The sequence below is a fragment of the Bacillus sp. COPE52 genome (assembly GCF_003355115.1).
GTDB lineage: Bacteria > Bacillota > Bacilli > Bacillales > Bacillaceae_G > Bacillus_A > Bacillus_A toyonensis.
This window is the reverse complement of record NZ_CP031292.1, coordinates 3,733,874-3,748,640: the sequence shown is the minus strand read 5'-3', so window position 1 is coordinate 3,748,640 and position 14,767 is coordinate 3,733,874. Positions and strand designations below refer to the sequence as shown.

Genomic DNA, 14,767 nt, shown 5'->3' with positions numbered 1-14,767 from the left:
GAACGTATAATAAGTAGAGAACAAAGTAAAAAACCTCTTATTAATAAGAGGTTTTTTACTTTGTTCTTGCTATTCAGCATCTGTATTTTGATACGCCATCTTAAACAACTTCACTTGGCTATCAATCTCCTCTGCACCACTATTAATAACATAATAGTAGTCACCGTCTTTATTTTGTTCGCGTGTTTTCACATTATCTGCTAAAGTAAGCTGTAAAATCGCCTTTATTCTTGCTTTCATTTCAATATCTAGAATTGGGAAGGATATTTCTACTCGTTTCTCCATATTTCGCGTCATCCAATCAGCTGAAGATAAATATATTTTCTCCTCTCCATTATGATGGAAATAATAAATACGGCTATGTTCTAGATATCTTCCTACAACACTAACTACACGAATATTTTCACTTACATTTGGAATACCAGGTCTTAAACAACATGTTCCTCGAACGATGAGCTCTACCTTTACTCCCGCTTGTGATGCTTCATACATTTTTTTTATTAATGGTTTATCCGTTAGTGAATTCATCTTAGCGATAATATAGCCATTTCCATATTGCCTATGATAACGAATTTCTTCATCTATTAAATCCATAAATTGCTTTCTTATATCAAATGGTGCAACTGATAAATGGTGAAAATGCGGTTTCGTTGTATAACCACTTAAATAATTAAAGAAATTTGTTGCATCGACCCCAAAGTCTTTTCGTGATGTAATATAGCCAAAATCGGTATATAGCTTTGCTGTTGCATCATTATAATTTCCTGTTCCAAGATGTACGAATCTTTCGATTTTTCCGTTTTTTCTTCTTACAACTAGCGTAATTTTACTATGCGTTTTCAAGTGACTTACACCGTAAATAACGTGACACCCCGCCTGTTCTAATTCTTTAGCCCAATGAACATTATTCTCTTCATCAAACCTTGCTTTTAACTCCACCAACACTGTGACTTGTTTTCCTTTTTCAGCTGCTACTTTTAGTGCCTGAATAATCGGAGAATCACCACTTACTCGATATAATGTTTGTTTAATCGCAAGTACATTCGGATCGTCTGCCGCATCACGGACAAAATCAACTACTGGCTGAAACGATTCAAAAGGATGATGTAATAAAATATCATGCTCAATCGCCTTTTCAAATACATCTTCCTCATCACCTAAGTCTTGAGGTGGTTGCGGAATAAGGGCTGGATAAATGAGATGTTCATATAATGGTGCTAATTTTTTATATAAAGAGAATAAACATGTTAAATCTAACGGTCCATCCATTATATATACATCTTCATCTTTTACTTCCAACACCTCGTATAATAATGTTAATACTCTTTCATCAATGTGTTCTTTGCCAACTTCTAAACGTACAGCAGCTCCCCACTTACGCTTTTTCAACTCTTTTTCAATTACCTTTAATAAATCCCTCGCACCCTCTTCATGAATTGTTAAATCCGCATTACGTGTAATACGGAAACGAGTAACAGATGATACTTTATATCCTGTGAATAATTTATGAGTAAAACTACTAATTACATCTTCTAATAAAATAAATTTATGCTTTTGCCCTTCACTCGGTAAAAATATGAAGCGTTCAAGTAATGAAGGAACTTGCACAATTCCTAACTTCGTACGGTTTTCTTCCTCCACTTGCTTCTCATCATATAAAAGAGTAGCTAAGTTCAAACTTTTATTTAATAACATCGGAAATGGACGGTATGCATCGATAGCTACAGGCGTTAAAACCGGAAAAATTTGCTCATCAAAATAATCTTCTATAAATTCTCTCTGTTCTTTCGTCAAATCATGGAATGTTAAACGCTCAATCCCCTCTAATTCAAGCGCTGGCAATACATAATTTTTAAACGTATCATATTGTACGGTCATTAATTCATGGGCTTTTATCGCAATTTTATTTAATTGTTTTTTTGGTGTTAAGCCAGCTTTATTTTCTGGTTGATTAAACCCAGCACTCACTTGATCTTTCAAACCCGCTACACGTACCATAAAGAATTCATCTAAATTCGAGCTAAAAATACTAATAAACTTTAATCTTTCCAAGAGTGGATTATTTTCATCTTGCGCTTCTTGTAGTACACGTTCATTAAATGCTAACCAACTTAGCTCTCGGTTATTATAATATGCTGTATCATTTAAATTTACGATGTTCCCCTTCAACAATTCCATTCTCTTCACACTTCCCCTTGAAACTTTTTTACTATAATTTAGTTACTTTTATTTTAGCAAATTACAATATTATAAAGTGTAAATTTTTTGTAAAGACATCCGTACAACCTAACATTTTCATTCAAATGACAAGTTAATATTCGTTTTTAACACTCTTTCTAGCTGCTTTTTTTGTTTTTCAGCTTGTACTTTTTCTGCTAATGCCGATTGCTCACATAAAATTCTAAACGTTAATCCTTCTTTATTTTCTGTTATGGATATCGTATCAACAAGCGATCTTTGTCTTACATTTAAAGCAGCTGAAAATTGTAAAACAGCCCCTAATAGGCGGATTTTTTTTTGTTCGCTTTTATCAAACCAACCTTCAAATGGAGATAAATGTTGTTTAAATAGCATTTTTGATTTATAAGATGCAATAAGCGCTAACCTCACTCGATCTTTATGCATCATGCCATCAATTGTTTTATTCGCCAATAAATAAAACGTGTGTAAACGACTCGCTTCTTCGTCTATATATTTTCCAATGTTAAATACTTTCGCTGCTTGATGGAATGCTTCCCAGTCTTTTATCGAAACAGAAATCAGTCCCATTTCTTCGAGTTGTTTACAAATCAATCTTCCATGTTTAATAAGTTGAATGACAAATTCCATATCCATTTCATATTCGTGTGATAACAAATGTAAGCTTTCTTCAACTACATTCGGATAATATGAAATCCCTAAATCTTTCGTCAACTCTTCATAGAAAACACCTTCTCTTAATCCTTTTTTGCTTAATACAAATGCCGTTGCTTCTATAATATTTACAAGTTTATGAAATACTTCAACCGCTGGAATAATTGTATCAGCTCGATCTTTTGCCAATCCTTCCATTTTCTGAAGTTCGATAAACGATTGTTTTTCTAATGTACCTTTTACATTTTCAATATCTTCTTCTTTCATTTTGTATAAATGTACTCCCGCTATAGGATAGTTTATTAAATTTTGGTGGATTTTTGCTAAGTTTCTCGCACTACCACCAATTGCAATAAGAGGCAATTTCTTATCAATTAACCATGGTAACGTTCGAAATTGACACTCTAAATACTCTCGAATTTCCTCTAATTCATCTTTAGTAGGAATATCACCTTTAATAAATAGATGTTTTAAAGAAAGCGCACCAAAAGGAAAACTATGGTACTCTAAAATCTCTCTATTTTTAATATATGTAACTTCCGTACTTCCGCCACCAATATCTACTGTTATTCCTTCCGAAAACGAAGTAGAATTCATAACTGCTAAATAGCCGTAACGTGCTTCCTCATATTCTGATAACACTCTAAGAGTAAAGTCTGTTTGTCCTTCAACAAGTTTTTTAATCTTCTCTTGATTCTCAGCCTGTCTAATTGTTGCCGTTGCAACACAAAGTACATGATGCAGCTGATGGAATTTTGTACTTTCTTGAAATTGAAATAATGTTTGTAACAATACTTCTTTACCTTCTTCATTCAAAACACCATCGATTAAATAATTTCTTAACCGAGCAACCACTTTCGTATTTTCAATTTCTTTATAAAAACCTCCATTTTGCTTTTCATAAATAACTAAACGCATTGTATTAGATCCAATATCTATAATGGCATATTGTTGTTTTAATAGTTCTTTCAAACTTCTCACTCTTTCATTATCAAATTTCAAAACACATTCTATTACTATTATACAAAATAGTTGTTTTTTGTAACAATATTGCTTTAATATTGAAAATGTATACAATCACTTTTTGCATATAATAAAAACCTCTTTTATTTATGTTATAATAATGAAAAATTGAAAGGAGATTCAATATGAAACCTTCACAACCACAATCTCAATTACAAAACCAACATCCTATTAATCGACTAGCTCAATCTATTTTCGTTGTGAATCGTCATGCCAAAGCTGCAACTAACCCTAAATATTTATACTGGTTAAAAAAGACAGCTTTAGAGCGTTTAATCGCCGAAAAAAAAGCAATTAAAGAAGGATTACATTTCTCTAGAAATCCACGTTTTAGCCAACAACAATCTGATGTTCTTATACGGTTAGGCGATTATTATTTCCACATCCCTCCTACGAAAGAAGATTTTCGAAACCTACCACATCTTGGTCATCTTGAATCCTCCTACCGAAACCCGAAAACAACCTTGTCTTTAACAGTTTCCAAAAAAACACTTCAAGATTATATTGGTCCTGAAGCACTGAAACAAGAAAAAAAATTAAGTGAACCTGTTCCATGGTATAGCCGCACTTATACAAAAAAATAAAACAGTTTGGCCTATGTTTGGCCAAACTGTTTTATTTTTTCTCTTCTTTAATTTTAATATTGGCTTGCTTGTAAAATGCAACTTTTTCTGTATTATAAGATTTCGTGAATTCATTAAACTTATCTTTTTCTGACTCAATATCCTTATACGATTGATTTACTACTTTAACTTTCTCACTAATATCTTTTAATTTTGTACCTTTATCTTGTAACATTGTATATAATTCTTTTTCTTGTTTTAACGATTTATTATAGCTGTCATACATTTTGTTAAATGAATCATGTCGTTTCTCATATGTGCTTTTCACTTTATCCGCTTGCTCTTTCAATTTCTTATCTTCAATTTTCTTCACATATTTATCTGCTGATTTCACTTCTTCTTGCGCCTTATTTAAAGATTCTTTTTCTTTTTTAAGCACTTTTTCTCGTTCATCTGTATTTTTCACTGCTTGGTTCAGTTTTTCCTTAACAGTTTGATTATTATCTTTTCCTTCTTGAACAATCTGGTTATATAATTCTTGTCCCTCTTTTTCTAAAGTTTCAAGTTTCTTTGCATCTTCAAACATTGTTTTTTCTTGCTTGGCAGCATTTTCAAATGCTACATATAATTCCTCTTCTGGTTTTGGCCCGAAACAACCCGCTAATAAAACCATTGATAATGTGGCTACAATTGCTAATTTACTATATTTCAACATCTTTTCCTCCTACTTATAAACGATCCTTGTGTAAAAAAGCTATAAAAATCATATAATCCTTCTATACACTTCACACTCGCATCTTTTTTACGAAGATCATCAGTATTGTTTATCATGCTTGTACACATTTATTACTTGAAATTATTTTTCACGTTATTCTCTTTGAATTATGTAGCAGTTTCATGTCCATCTACTAAGTATATTTCACTTTGCACTTTTCATTCTCTACTCACACTATGTATTACCTTAAAATACAATGGAATTCACCAGAGCCATAATAATTAGAAGAACAACTATAATAATTCACCTGATAAAAGATGATTGTCGATCTCTCACATCTATCATTCCCTTTCCGCTTTCTATCAAATAATCTCTTTGTTCATTTTACACAGTACAAATACTACCTCGCAACAACTTACAAATATTCTTTTCCTTTCCTAAAAAGGAAAAGTGTAGAGCATGTTTTCCTCTACACTTTTAAAATGAAACACATTGTGCAAATGCATTGACACATCCATCATAATTATATGCCTATTTCATATATTTTTAAAGACTTTTATTACAATAAAAGTTGTTTTTGTAATAAAAGTCAAAAAAATGTTACAATCCGAATTTCTTCATATCATATTTCTTCAACTCAAAGTTTTACTCATTGTCTTTCAAATTTCTATACTGGTACAATTGATTCTGTGCCTTTCTTAACAATTCTTCAAAAGTTTTCCCTTCTACTGGATAACTAGCAGCCCCAAGTAATAGCGTCACACTTAATAAACCACTTTCTATTCCACTTTCTATTTCACTTTCAATATTTTTCATTAATCGTCGTGTTATTGTTGATTTTTCATGACCATTATCAATCGCTACAATAACATATTTATTTTCATCCCATTTTGTAACGACATCACCTTTTCGAATCGTCTTTACAATAGTAGACTCCACTCTCTGTACTAACGCTTCCAACTTTTTTTCTTGCACTGTTTCCTTTAATCCCTCCCATTCTTTAACGGAAAGAATGTACACTGTAATATTGCGAGAATCTCGTTCAGATAAAGCAGCTACTTTTTCAAAAAAATCAACAACAAAATCATTACTTGCCATTCCCCCTACTTCCATATTCATACGTCCGTTTTCTCTTTTATCGTACCAATGGCCAAAGTAACAACTTAGCAACAGTTGCAAAATATAAATAATAAAGACAGTATAAAATGATCGCGAATCTAATTTTGCAATTACATCCTGAAGCGCAATCCATTCCGTAACAGCAACAGTATTCCCTAGTAATAATCCACTAATCTTCCCTTTATGTTTCATACTTCCTCTCCTTTCTATACCAATATATGTTTCTATAACAATAATGTTTTTCTACCAAATAAAAAATGTACATATTCTATGTACATTTCCGCTAGAGCTTGTATTCCTTTTTTATTCTATTTCATATATATACTATATATCGTTTATAGAAAGGAGTGACCTATATGCTACAAAAAGAAAATCTATCAGATGCTATACGTTTACTAGCTGGTTTTTTGTTATCATTAAAGCTACTATTTACCTCTTTCGGAATAAACTTTATTACGAACGATCAAATCGACGCTATTGTAAATGTTATTTCATTTCTATTCATTCTATATTTTGGTTATAAAAATAACTATGTAGGAAAAAAAGGAATCGAACAAAAGAAAATACTCAAGAAGCACAACCTCCATTAAAAAAGGAACCTTTCGCACAGGTTCCTTTTTATCATTGCCGCACCACAACTTCATTTGTTTGCAAGGGGCCATATGAGACTGCTTTATGTTGAAATGTGTATGTAGCCTTAAACAATGCAGTTTTAACCGCTTTATCTTTATTTGCTTTTAATTTACAACTTAGTTCCACCTTCTCGTTCGGCAATAAATTATCGATTCTCCACCTTACAAGCTGGAATAAAAACTCGCTCATCCCCTTATTAACCTGCAGAGAATTCGGAATATACGAAAAGTAATCTCTAATCATATGACTTACAACGACTCGTGAAATCACTTCAATTCCTTTATTTTCAACTTCAATTCGCATAATAAGTATGTCGTTTACATCATAGATTAGTTCATATGAAAATTTTTCTTCATACATACTACGGATTTGTAATGTAACTGCTACATTAGGAAGTTCGCCTTCCTTTTTTGAGCCATCAATCCACAATACCGGCTGTAACGGTATTGTATCCCTTCCTTGATCCGAAATTCGCTTCCATATTTTCATAATATATATTCACCTCATTTCAGATGTACCATCCATACAATTCTATTCTTTCGCTTTACACAATAAACTACAAAAATGATGAACGCTTGTTACAAACGATATTTAATAGTTCCCTTCCTTTTATCCTATTCGACAATATAAAGAAAAAACCATTTTTCAACTGTTAACAGGAAGTATTCTTACTGAAATATTTTTTACAATTTACTTCATTGACTTTATAACAATATTCAGTATTGCTCACTCTTTTTCTTTCCATACAAAAGGATATTTTGGTGAAAGAAAAAGTTTGCCTTTTAGTCAAATTTGACTATAATATTCTTTATGGCATGTCAGTGCACTTATGTAAGAGAATTTAAGAGGAACTATGCTTTAGATTTTTATGCGTTGCATTTAAAACTTAATATAGTTTACTTATTATTAAAGGAGGGGCATATTTGGAAACTCAACTATCAAAAAAAGACTCCAACAATACAAAGTTTGTTGTTGCTGGTTTACTACTTGGTATTTTAATGGCAGCAATGGATAATACAATTGTTGCAACCGCAATGGCGACGATTGTCGGAGACTTGGGAGGATTTGACAAGTTTGTTTGGGTCACATCGGCATATATGGTAGCAACAATGGCAGGGATGCCTATTTTCGGAAAACTTTCTGATATGTACGGACGGAAACGTTTTTATATTGGTGGACTCATTCTTTTCTTATTCGGTTCTGCACTTTGCGGGACAGCATCTAGTATTGAACAATTAAGTATTTATAGAGCAATTCAAGGTATTGGTGGTGGCGCCCTTATGCCTATCGCCTTCACAATTATGTATGACATATTCCCGCCAGAAAAACGTGGGAAAATGACAGGGCTATTCGGTGCAGTTTTCGGGACATCAAGTGTATTTGGACCTTTATTAGGTGCCTATATTACGGACTATATAAGTTGGCATTGGGTCTTCTATATTAATATTCCATTAGGGCTTATCTCCTTCTTCTTCATTACTAAATACTACAGTGAATCTCTAGAATTTAGAAAACAAAAAATTGATTGGGCTGGTGCTATTACACTTGTCATTAGTATTATTTGCTTAATGTTCGCACTAGAACTTGGTGGTAAAACGTATGCATGGGACTCTAATGTAATTATCGGTTTATTTGCAACTGTTGTTATTATGCTTATTATTTTCTTCTTCGTAGAACGAAAAGCAACTGAGCCTATCATTTCTTTCCATCTATTTAAAAAACCTTTATTTGCAGCTAGCCAAGGCGTTGCCTTTTTCTATGGTGCTGCTTTTATCATCTGTACAGTTTATATCCCAATCTTCGTTCAAGGTGTTCTCGGAGGTTCAGCCTCAAATGCTGGATTAATTTTAACACCAATGATGGTCGGCTCTGTAATCGGAAGTCAAACAGGTGGACAGTTAGCTTCACGAACAAGCTATCGTAACATTATGATGGTATCTGGCGTTTTCTTCGTTCTTGGTATTTATTTACTAAGCACCTTAACAATGGACACACCTCGTATGCTCGTAACGCTATTTATGGTTCTCGCTGGACTTGGGGTTGGTTTCTCATTCTCAGTTTTAAGTATGTCTTCTATCCATAAATTAGAAATGAGAGACCGTGGTTCTGCTACATCAACAAACTCATTCTTCCGTTCACTCGGTATGACTCTTGGTGTAACGATTTTCGGTACAATTCAAAATCATATTTTTATTAATAAATTAAACACTGTGTTCCCTCCTGAACTTGCAAAATTAGCTCCAAAAGGTGGAGACACAAGTTTCTTATTATCACCAGGTGCTACCGAGAAGATTCCAGCAGAAATATTAACTGGTATTAAAGAAGCTCTCGCTACATCTATTGCCAACACATTCTTCTGGGCACTGATCCCAGCTGTACTAAGTATTATTTGTATTTTACTTATGGGAAATGAACGCCTATTTACAGGACCGAAAGCGAAACAAAAGCAAAAACAAGTAAGTTAGTATAAAAAAAGGAACGGCATATCCCTTTATGAAAAAGGATATGCCGTTTATAATATGTATAAAATCAAACTTTAATTAGTAGGGATACAGTTTTTATGTACAGGAGTTGAGACAGAATGAGCATGAAATTAGTCATTCTCGGCTTGCTACTCGAAGGAGATAAACATCCATATGAAGTGCAGCACATAATGAAAGACAGACAGATGGATTATTATATTAAATATGCAAAAGGATCACTTTATTACGCCTTCGAGCAATTAGAAAAGCAAGGTGCAATTCGCATTACAACTATTGTTCGTGATACGAATAGACCAGATAAAACAATCTTTCATATAACAGAGGAAGGTAAACAACTATTTCACACGTTACTCTTAAAACAGTTCGAAGCAAAAAACCAAATATATAAACCAATTTATTCAGCACTTTCTTTCACTCATTTTGGTGATGATCAAGAATTGGTTCCAATTTTAGAAAAAAAGAAACATGATACCGTTCAATATTTACATAAAATGCAAACTATATATGATTGCAGTAAAGGAAAAATTCCACGTGCACAACTATATATTTTACAAAGTGTTATTGAGCATATTACCGTTGAATTACAATGGTTAAGCATCCTCCTTAACGATGCCATAGCAGGACGACTTTCAAAATTTGATGTAGATGAAAATTGAGCGAGTAAAGAAGACGTTCCCTCTTCTTTACTCGCTCAATTTTTCTATATTTTCACATTCCATTATATATCATTAATCTGAAAAACACCTAAATTATTCAGAATATTAAGAAATAAAACCTTTAGAATTTTCTTATTTTAAAACAGTAGACAAAATTCCAAAAATTGTGTTAGAATTTGTTTCAATATCATATCGCTTGTTAAATTCCTTTCAAAAGGAAAATAGGTACACGAAAATTTCGTTTCGTGTTTAAAAGGGAAGCTTGGTGAAACTCCAACACGGTCCCGCCACTGTAAATGCTGAGATTTCTTTGTTAGTGCCACTGTGAGAACGGGAAGGTGAAAGAAATTATATGAAGCATAAGTCAGGAGACCTGCCTGTTTTAACAACACTGATAGATTCACGGATGATGATGAGGTGTTAAAACAAAAAGGAAGGCTTATTTTCTATGTCTTTGTACTTTTTGTTATAAGTATTTCCTAGTAAACGGAAATGCTTACTTTCAATTAGGGAGGAATTTAAAATGGCAATTCAAACAAGTAACTTAGGTTATCCACGTATCGGACTACAACGAGAATGGAAAAAAACATTGGAAGCTTTTTGGTCCAATAAAATTGATGAAGAACAATTTTTAACAACGATGAAAGAAATTCGCCTTCAACACGTAAAAGTACAGCAAGAAAAAGGAATTGAACTCATTCCAGTCGGCGATTTTACATATTATGATCACGTTCTGGATACTGCTTATATGTTAGGTTTTATCCCGTCACGTTTTTCTGAGTTTACATCTTACCTTGATGTATATTTTGCAATGGCGCGTGGCTCTAAAGATCACGTAGCTTCCGAAATGACTAAATGGTTTAACACAAACTATCATTATATTGTTCCTGAATATGAAGAGGGATTACAAATCTCTTTAAAAGATAATCGTCCACTTCGCTTATACGAAGAGGCAAAACAAGAATTAGGCGTAGATGGAAAGCCTGTTATTTTAGGACCATATACTTTCTTAAAATTAGCAAAAGGCTATAAACAAGATCAATTTGCTACTATTTTAAAACAGTTAGTTACACCTTACGTACAACTACTTTCAGAACTACATGCGGCTGGTGCACAAATCATTCAAGTTGATGAACCGATTTTCGCTTCTTTAACTAAAGAAGAAATTCAGCATGCGAAAGAAATTTATGAAACTATTCGTAAAGAAGTTCCAAACGCGAATCTTCTTTTACAAACATATTTTGATAGTGTAGAAGAAAACTATGAAGAAATTATTACATTCCCTGTATCTAGTGTTGGTTTAGATTTCGTTCACGGTAAAGAAGGTAATTTAAATGCTATTGCGAAATACGGATTCCCAGCTGACAAAACTTTAGCAGTCGGTTGTATAGATGGCCGTAACATTTGGAGAGCGGACCTTGATGAAATTCTTACGTTATTTACAACGTTACAAAAACAAGTCCAAACAAAAAATTTCATCGTTCAGCCTTCTTGTAGTTTATTGCATTCACCAATTGATAAAACCGAAGAAACTCACTTATCGACTGAACTATTTGATGCGCTAGCATTTGCAAACCAAAAATTAGAAGAACTAGTTCTTATTCATTCTGCTTTGACTCAAGGTACAGAAAGCATTAGTAACGAACTTGAAACATATCGCAATGCGCACCATACAATACGTTCATCTGCTGCACGTAACCGAGAAGATGTCAAAGCAGCACGAACAGCACTAAAAGAAGAAGATTTTTCACGCCCTCTTCCATTTGAAAAACGATACGAATTACAACAAGTTGCTCTGCAGTTACCGTTGTTACCAACAACAACTATCGGTAGCTTCCCGCAAACAACTGAAGTTCGTCAAACGCGAAAAGAATGGCGTAACGGCGTTATCTCAAATGAACAATATGAGCAATTTATTGAAAAAGAAACAGAAAAATGGATTCGTTACCAAGAAGAAATCGGTCTTGATGTTCTTGTTCATGGTGAATTTGAAAGAACTGACATGGTCGAATACTTCGGTGAACGTCTTGCTGGTTTCTCCTTCACTAAAAACGGTTGGGTACAATCGTATGGTTCCCGTTGCGTGAAACCACCTGTTATTTATGGTGATGTTGCCTTTATAAATGGAATGACTATTAAAGAAACTGTATACGCACAAAGCTTAACAGAAAAAGTAGTAAAAGGTATGCTAACTGGACCTGTCACTATTTTAAATTGGTCATTCGTTCGAAATGATATTTCAAGAAAAGAAGTTTCCTATCAAATTGCATTAGCACTTCGTCATGAAATTGAATTACTTGAATCGTCTGGAATTAGAGTAATCCAAGTCGATGAGCCAGCGCTTCGTGAAGGAATGCCACTAAAAGAAAAAGATTGGGATGCATATATTACATGGGCAGTTCAATCCTTCCTTTTAGCAACATCTTCTGTAGCCAATGAAACGCAAATTCATACGCACATGTGTTACAGTAACTTCGAAGATATTGTAGATGCTATTCGTGCATTAGATGCGGATGTCATTTCTATCGAAACATCACGTAGTCACGGAGAATTTATTGATACATTAAAACATACAACATATGAAAAAGGGATCGGTCTAGGGGTATACGATATTCATAGCCCACGTGTACCGAGTAAAGATGAAATGTTTGAAATCGTAGAACAATCTTTACAAGTATGTGATCCTAAATATTTCTGGATTAATCCTGACTGTGGTTTAAAAACAAGAAAAACGGAAGAAGTTATTCCAGCTTTAGAACACATGGTGCAAGCAGCAAAAGATGCTCGTTCCCTTTTAAAAACAAATGCATAACAAAAATGGGTTATCCTTCCTTAGGATAACCCATTTTTTATTCTTTACTTTCAAAAAAGAATTCGTATTGTAGTTTATATAACTCATCATCCGTTGGTTCTTCAAGAGGAATTACCTGCAATACAACTGTATACTCACCATTTGGAATAGGAATTTGAAATTTATTTGAAAGAATACTCGTTACAACGATACATTCATTTTTAACTGTAAAAGGAACCGTAACTGTTCTAATTACTTCTTCTTTCTCAATATGTTTTCCACAAGTCACTTTTATTTCACAAGTATAATCAGAAAGTGCTTCAAAAATAACAGTTCCATCCGCCTTAGCATAACCTCTATCAAAATCTTCATCCGTCCAGTCTACGTAAGGCTGTTCACCGTCATAGTTCATCAACATTAATTGTGAATAAGAAATTGTTAACTCCATCGTTCCCCTTCTCCTTCATTATGAAATATGTAACACTACTTCACTTCAAATTTCACACGCGTACCATCTGGATATTTATCTAACTTATTTCCTACCCAAGAACCTGCTCCGCGATTATCCGCTGGACTTATATATTCAATATGCGCCCCTTTTCCGCCTTCTTTACACATCGCCATTGGCCATTCATCACGATCATAGCCTTTTTTTGATGGATATGGAGCTAACGATAATTTCCTTCTATCTCCAGCACCACCACGATCAATTGTACAAACTTCTGAATGTCCTTCTTTTATAGCATCCGTAATATGTTTCCCTGTCTCTGGATATCGCTCTTTCGGAAATTCTAGAACTTGATCATACGCATTCGTTTTTTTGATACTTGTTTCCTCTGGAACAAGTACTTCATACACCGCTACTACAATAGAAAGAATTGCAATAATTGAAATGATAATACCTTTTAATTGCTTCATGTATACCTCCATGATTCTACCAGTTTCTTTTCCTCCGTTATTATAACAAACTTCTCCTGTATATGTTTTCAGACATTATTTTAGCTCTTCTTCGCCATTCCGCCAAAAATCTCTCATTTTTCTTCATCTTTTCACTAATGCTGTAGAAAACTAATAACCTTCCGACATTCTTTTTCAAAGGAAGTCCTCATAAAAAGATTGAAATGATATATACGATACTTTTTGGGGAGGAAATAACATGGAAGCTATCTATAAAACAAAAGATGTCACGAATAAAACAGGCATCCCAAAACATATAGTCCGTAAATATAGCCAACTGTTAGAGGAACATGGGTATATCATTTCAAAAACAGCTGATGCTCGTATTTATAAACTGGATGATTTAAAACTATTGAAATCTATACATGAAAGAGCTGCTAAACTGCAAGAAGATATTTCAGAAACGATACCTATTATTTTAAAAGAAAAAGAGGCCCCGCCTGTACCCGCTATACAAGATAAGCAAGAAATACAAACGAAAGAAAAAGAAGATGGGCGTAACTTTGAGGAGTTCATGTTAAAACTCGAAATGCTCGCTCAATTAAATGAAGCAATTATTCATCAAAATTCTACTCTAATTACACAAAATCGTTTGAAAGATGAAAAATTAGATGAATTGATGCAACAAGTTTATGTAAAAGAAGGCTCTCAAGAAAAAATGCTACAAGAGTTAGTTGATCACGCCGCTCAAACAGATGCCTTGCAAAAAGAAAAGATGGACTTATTAATGAATCATATGTATAAACGAGAATCCAAGCAAGAAGAAAAAATGAATAAACTCGTTAATCAAATTTATAATAAAGACAGTAACCGTGATACACAACTTATGCAAGTTATTCGCGAAATTCAAGAAACAAAAAGAATGGTCGCCGCCTCAAAAGAACAAGGTTTCTTCCATTCATTTAAAAGTTTATTTAGCCGAACAAAACAAGAAAGAACAAACGAATAAACAATATAAAATAAAAAGTTACCTT

At 33.4% G+C, this 14,767-nt stretch carries 13 protein-coding genes and 1 riboswitch; of the genes, 6 read left to right on the top strand and 7 right to left on the bottom strand.

Translation table 11 applies throughout. The annotated features are described in order from the left end of the window. Positions 1-69 precede the first annotated feature (69 nt). Together DPQ31_RS18830 and DPQ31_RS18825 are read right to left on the bottom strand one after the other, a co-directional pair. A complete protein-coding gene (locus DPQ31_RS18830; RefSeq protein WP_016109045.1) occupies positions 70-2,178 on the bottom strand; it encodes a polyphosphate kinase in 2,109 nt (702 codons plus the stop codon). 117 nt (positions 2,179-2,295) lie between these two features. After that, positions 2,296-3,825: a Ppx/GppA family phosphatase gene (locus DPQ31_RS18825; protein ID WP_208730866.1), complete on the bottom strand. Its 1,530-nt coding sequence runs from the start codon at positions 3,823-3,825 to the stop codon at positions 2,296-2,298. 176 nt (positions 3,826-4,001) lie between these two features. On the opposite strand from DPQ31_RS18825, the gene DPQ31_RS18820 reads away from it, so the two are divergent. Next, positions 4,002-4,460, top strand: coding sequence for a YkyB family protein (locus DPQ31_RS18820; RefSeq protein ID WP_000804859.1), 459 nt, complete (start codon positions 4,002-4,004; stop codon positions 4,458-4,460). A 31-nt stretch (positions 4,461-4,491) separates the two neighbouring features. Here DPQ31_RS18820 and DPQ31_RS18815 read toward each other — a convergent pair whose 3' ends face one another. After that, entirely contained in the window at positions 4,492-5,154 is a 663-nt protein-coding gene (locus tag DPQ31_RS18815) for a YkyA family protein (protein ID WP_000922477.1), read from the bottom strand. Between the two features lie 645 nt (positions 5,155-5,799). Continuing rightward, a complete protein-coding gene (locus DPQ31_RS18810) occupies positions 5,800-6,465 on the bottom strand; it encodes a diguanylate cyclase domain-containing protein (RefSeq protein ID WP_208730865.1) in 666 nt (221 codons plus the stop codon). Positions 6,466-6,629: 164 nt separating this feature from the next. Here DPQ31_RS18810 and DPQ31_RS18805 point away from each other — a divergent pair, with 164 nt between their 5' ends. Then, positions 6,630-6,863, top strand: a complete 234-nt coding sequence (locus tag DPQ31_RS18805) for an SPP1 phage holin family protein (protein ID WP_000939445.1) — start codon at positions 6,630-6,632, stop codon at positions 6,861-6,863. Between the two features lie 31 nt (positions 6,864-6,894). Here the strand turns inward: DPQ31_RS18805 and DPQ31_RS18800 are convergent, their stop codons facing one another. Further along, positions 6,895-7,395, bottom strand: a complete 501-nt coding sequence (locus DPQ31_RS18800) for a hypothetical protein (RefSeq protein ID WP_000708174.1) — start codon at positions 7,393-7,395, stop codon at positions 6,895-6,897. 434 nt (positions 7,396-7,829) lie between these two features. On the opposite strand from DPQ31_RS18800, the gene DPQ31_RS18795 reads away from it, so the two are divergent. The 3 genes from DPQ31_RS18795 to metE all read left to right on the top strand — a co-directional run bounded on the left by DPQ31_RS18795 (position 7,830) and on the right by metE (position 12,857). Continuing rightward, positions 7,830-9,371 (top strand): MDR family MFS transporter, encoded by a 1,542-nt coding sequence (locus tag DPQ31_RS18795; RefSeq protein ID WP_000449889.1) that lies wholly within the window; start codon positions 7,830-7,832, stop codon positions 9,369-9,371. A gap of 116 nt (positions 9,372-9,487) precedes the next feature. Then, on the top strand, positions 9,488-10,045 hold the full coding sequence (locus DPQ31_RS18790; RefSeq protein WP_208730864.1) for a PadR family transcriptional regulator: 558 nt from the start codon (positions 9,488-9,490) through the stop codon (positions 10,043-10,045). Between the two features lie 206 nt (positions 10,046-10,251). Continuing rightward, a riboswitch (cobalamin riboswitch) is annotated at positions 10,252-10,441 on the top strand. A gap of 127 nt (positions 10,442-10,568) precedes the next feature. Beyond that, the gene (gene metE / locus DPQ31_RS18785) at positions 10,569-12,857 is read left to right on the top strand and encodes a 5-methyltetrahydropteroyltriglutamate--homocysteine S-methyltransferase (RefSeq protein ID WP_208730863.1); all 2,289 of its coding nucleotides are present in this window, start codon (positions 10,569-10,571) and stop codon (positions 12,855-12,857) included. 37 nt (positions 12,858-12,894) lie between these two features. Here metE and DPQ31_RS18780 read toward each other — a convergent pair whose 3' ends face one another. Both DPQ31_RS18780 and nucA read right to left on the bottom strand, forming a co-directional pair. Beyond that, complete coding sequence (locus DPQ31_RS18780; RefSeq protein ID WP_098137302.1) at positions 12,895-13,284, bottom strand: competence protein ComJ; 390 nt, start codon at positions 13,282-13,284, stop codon at positions 12,895-12,897. 35 nt (positions 13,285-13,319) lie between these two features. Continuing rightward, complete coding sequence (gene nucA / locus DPQ31_RS18775; protein ID WP_000811503.1) at positions 13,320-13,754, bottom strand: DNA-entry nuclease; 435 nt, start codon at positions 13,752-13,754, stop codon at positions 13,320-13,322. Between the two features lie 238 nt (positions 13,755-13,992). Between nucA and DPQ31_RS18770 the strand changes: the two genes are divergently transcribed. Further along, a complete protein-coding gene (locus DPQ31_RS18770) occupies positions 13,993-14,742 on the top strand; it encodes a DUF3967 domain-containing protein (protein WP_000387496.1) in 750 nt (249 codons plus the stop codon). Positions 14,743-14,767: the final 25 nt, after the last annotated feature.

Coding starts and splice junctions, on each gene's coding strand:
- DPQ31_RS18830 (WP_016109045.1), bottom strand. CDS start 2,178: ATGGAATTGTTGAAGGGGAACATCGTAAATTTAAATGATACAGCATAT.
- DPQ31_RS18820 (WP_000804859.1), top strand. CDS start 4,002: ATGAAACCTTCACAACCACAATCTCAATTACAAAACCAACATCCTATT.
- DPQ31_RS18815 (WP_000922477.1), bottom strand. CDS start 5,154: ATGTTGAAATATAGTAAATTAGCAATTGTAGCCACATTATCAATGGTT.
- DPQ31_RS18810 (WP_208730865.1), bottom strand. CDS start 6,465: ATGAAACATAAAGGGAAGATTAGTGGATTATTACTAGGGAATACTGTT.
- DPQ31_RS18805 (WP_000939445.1), top strand. CDS start 6,630: ATGCTACAAAAAGAAAATCTATCAGATGCTATACGTTTACTAGCTGGT.
- DPQ31_RS18800 (WP_000708174.1), bottom strand. CDS start 7,395: ATGAAAATATGGAAGCGAATTTCGGATCAAGGAAGGGATACAATACCG.
- DPQ31_RS18790 (WP_208730864.1), top strand. CDS start 9,488: ATGAGCATGAAATTAGTCATTCTCGGCTTGCTACTCGAAGGAGATAAA.
- metE (WP_208730863.1), top strand. CDS start 10,569: ATGGCAATTCAAACAAGTAACTTAGGTTATCCACGTATCGGACTACAA.
- DPQ31_RS18780 (WP_098137302.1), bottom strand. CDS start 13,284: ATGGAGTTAACAATTTCTTATTCACAATTAATGTTGATGAACTATGAC.
- nucA (WP_000811503.1), bottom strand. CDS start 13,754: ATGAAGCAATTAAAAGGTATTATCATTTCAATTATTGCAATTCTTTCT.
- DPQ31_RS18770 (WP_000387496.1), top strand. CDS start 13,993: ATGGAAGCTATCTATAAAACAAAAGATGTCACGAATAAAACAGGCATC.